At 67.0% G+C, this 3,218-nt stretch carries 3 protein-coding genes; 1 reads left to right on the top strand and 2 read right to left on the bottom strand.

Features of this window, described 5'->3' with window-relative positions:
- Nucleotides 1–134: 134 nt before the first annotated feature.
- Nucleotides 135–560, top strand: coding sequence for a DUF1761 domain-containing protein (locus AC5RUJ_RS13185; protein ID WP_494001921.1), 426 nt, complete (start codon nt 135–137; stop codon nt 558–560).
- Between the two features lie 94 nt (nt 561–654).
- Here the strand turns inward: AC5RUJ_RS13185 and AC5RUJ_RS13190 are convergent, their stop codons facing one another.
- The gene (locus tag AC5RUJ_RS13190) at nt 655–1,560 is read right to left on the bottom strand and encodes an HAD family hydrolase (RefSeq protein WP_494024890.1); all 906 of its coding nucleotides are present in this window, start codon (nt 1,558–1,560) and stop codon (nt 655–657) included.
- Between the two features lie 124 nt (nt 1,561–1,684).
- Nucleotides 1,685–2,974, bottom strand: a complete 1,290-nt coding sequence (gene serS / locus AC5RUJ_RS13195) for a serine--tRNA ligase (protein WP_494128717.1) — start codon at nt 2,972–2,974, stop codon at nt 1,685–1,687.
- Nucleotides 2,975–3,218: the final 244 nt, after the last annotated feature.

The raw sequence follows: 3,218 nt of genomic DNA on the forward strand, positions 1-3,218 counted from the left end.
GCCTCCCCGGCCGCCGTCGCCCCGCCGCGCTGACGGCCCCGGAAGCTACGGCAATACCGGCGGGCGGCGTCTAGACTCCGAGGGAGACGGCGCCCGCCTCCGCCCGCGGGTCAACGACACAAGGAGTGTTCAATATGGTTCCGGAGATCAACATTTGGGCGGTCATCGTGGCCACCCTTTCGACCCTGATCGTCGGATCTGTCTGGTACACGCCGAAGGTCTTCGGCAACTACTGGATGAGGGTCGCCAACGTCAGCCCCGGCGACGGCAAAAGCGCCGTACGCCCGATCATCATCACGGTGATCGTCAGCCTGATCAGCGCGTGGGTGCTGGCGGGTTCGGCGGCCATCGCGCAGGATTTCTACGGCGGCAACTTCCTGTGGAACACGGTGCTGACCGCCATCATCCTCTGGGCCGGCTTCACCGCCGCCCGCTTCGCCACGCACGATGCCTTCGAGGGCCGGCCGGTCGGACTGACCGTCCTGAACATCGTGCACGAACTCGTGACGTTCCTGGTCATGGCACTGGTCATCGGCCTCTTCGGGATCAGCGGAGCCTGAGAACCGCAGCCCCCACTATCGAGGCAGCCGGCGGCAACAGGTGTGCCCGGGATTCACCCGGGCACCTCCTCCGGGTGGATCAGCCGGGCACGCCTCAGTCCAGCAGGCTGCGCAGCACGACTGCTGCCCCGTCTTCCTCGACGGTTCCCGTGACCTCGTGGGCGACGGCCAGGACCTCCTCGGGCGCCTGTCCCATCGCGACGCCCCGGGCGGCCCAGTCCAGCATTTCGATGTCGTTGCGGCCATCGCCCATGGCGACGGTATGCGACGGCTCGACGTCCAGCTTCCGGCGCAGGGATTCCAGCGCGCTGGCCTTGGTCACGCCGTTGGCCGCGATGTCCAGCCACGCGGTCCAGCCCACCGAGTACGTCACGCCCTTGAGCCCCGCCGTGTCGATGGCTTCCTTGAACTCCTCGGGAGTGTTTTCGGCGCTGGAGACCACCACGCGCACGGCCGTGGACTCCAGCAGCGCCTCGAAGTCGACGCCCTTGGCCTCGATGCCGAAGCTGGCGTCCTGGAAGCGCTCCGTGGCCAGGAAATTGCCCTCTTCGTCCTCGAGCGCAAACTTGGCGGTGGGCAGCTTGGACCGCATCACCCGCAGGGCCGGTCCGGGGTTGAACGTCACCCGGTCGATCACCTCGTAGCCGTCCTCCAGCGACGTGTCGATCCGAAGGGTGACACCGCCGTTGGAGCAGACGGCGTACCCCTTGGTGACGCCGATCAGTTGGATGATCGGCAGCGTTGCATTCAGGGACCGTCCGGTGGAGACGACCACCTCGTGGCCGGCGTCGACGACGGCGCGCGCTGCTTCGCGCACGGCATCGCTCATGTGGCCGTCGTGGTTGACCAGGGTGCCGTCCACATCCAGCGCCACGAGTTTGCGGGACCCGTTCTCCACGAAGTTGTGGCGCCGGGCTTCGTTTTTATTGTTTGTCATATCTTTCGTAGCAATCCGCTGGTCGTCGATGCCAGCGTTAGCCTTGTCAGCTGTAGTTGTCATGTCCCTAGTCAAACATGGGGGGCAGACACGCGGGTAGGAAATTTTCTACGGGCGAATGAAGTGCCGGTGAACGCGGCCCCGCCGCGACGGCACCGCAGTGCCGCCGGCGGGGCGGAACGGCGCGCTAGGAGAGCACCGGAAGGACGTCCATGCCGCCCAGGTAGGGCCGCAGCGCGGCAGGCACATTCACGGAGCCGTCGGCGTTCTGGTGGTGCTCGAGGATGGCGACGATCCAGCGCGTGGTGGCAAGGGTCCCGTTCAGGGTGGCCACCGCCCTCGTGCCCTTCTTTTCGCCGTCCGCCGAAGCCTGGCGTTCACGGATGTTCAACCGGCGGGCCTGGAAGGTCGTGCAGTTGGAGGTGGACGTCAGCTCCCGGTAGGCCTCCTGGGTGGGCACCCAGGCTTCGCAGTCGAACTTGCGGGCCGCGCTCATGCCCAGGTCTCCCGCAGCGGTGTCGATCACCCGGTAGGGCAGTTCCACCTTGGCCAGCATTTCTTCTTCCCAGGCGAGCAGGCGGGCGTGCTCGTCGGCGGCCTCCTCGATCTGGCAGTAGATGAACATTTCCAGTTTGTTGAACTGGTGCACGCGGATGATGCCCCGGGTGTCCTTGCCGGCGGCCCCGGCCTCACGGCGGTAGCAGGAGCTCCAGCCGGCGTAGCGCGTCGGCCCGGCGGACAGGTCCAGGATCTCGTCCGCGTGGTAGCCCGCGAGCGCCACCTCCGAGGTGCCCGTGAGGTACAGGTTGTCCCGTTCCAGCCGGTAGATCTCGTCGTCGTGCTCCACATCGAAGCCGGTCCCCTGCATGGTTTCGGGGCGGACCAGGGTGGGGGTGATCATGGGGATGAAGCCGTTGGACACGGCCTGGTCCAGCGCCATGTTCATCAGGGCAATCTCCAGCCGGGCGCCCACGCCCTTGAGGAAGTAGAAGCGGGAGCCCGAAACCTTGGCCCCGCGTTCCATGTCGATGGCACCGATCAGCTCGCCGATGGCCAGGTGGTCCTTCGGCTCGAACCCGTCCCGGGCGAAGTCCCGGGGCTCGCCGACCGTCTTGAGCACCGTGAAGTCGTCCTCGCCGCCGGCGGGAACGCCGTCTTCGATCCGGTTGGGGATGCTGCGCAGCAGCGATTCCTGCTGGTTCCGGGCGGCATCCGACGCGGCCTGGGCTTCCTTGACCGATGCTGCCAACTCCTTGACCTGGGCCAGGAGCTCTGCCTTCTCCCCGCCCGTGGCCTGGGCCACCTTTTTGCCGAAGAGATTCTGTTCGGCGCGCAGTCCCTCGTAACGGTTGATCGCTTCCCGGCGGGCCGTATCGGCGGCGATCACGGCATCGACCACCGACTCGTCGGCGCCCCGGGCGCGCTGGGAGGCACGGAAAATCTCTGGATTGGCGCGGAGTTCGTTTACATCGATCACCTGCTAAGGGTACCGAAAAAGGCCTTCCGGCCTCGCTCCGCGCCCGCCGCAGCCGGTAGCGGGCCTCAATGGGCCAAAGCGGCGGGGCTGGATAGTCTATGACCAACATGACTGCCGAATGGATGCCCGCCCTCATCATCCTGCTAGCGGTGGCCGCCTTGGCGGTGGGATGGCCGGGCCTTCGCGGCATGCTGGGGCGCCGCCGGACAGCGGTGCCGGCCGCCCTTGCGCCTTCCCCGGGCCT

This window comes from Arthrobacter sp. Y3223164 (genome assembly GCF_059091005.1).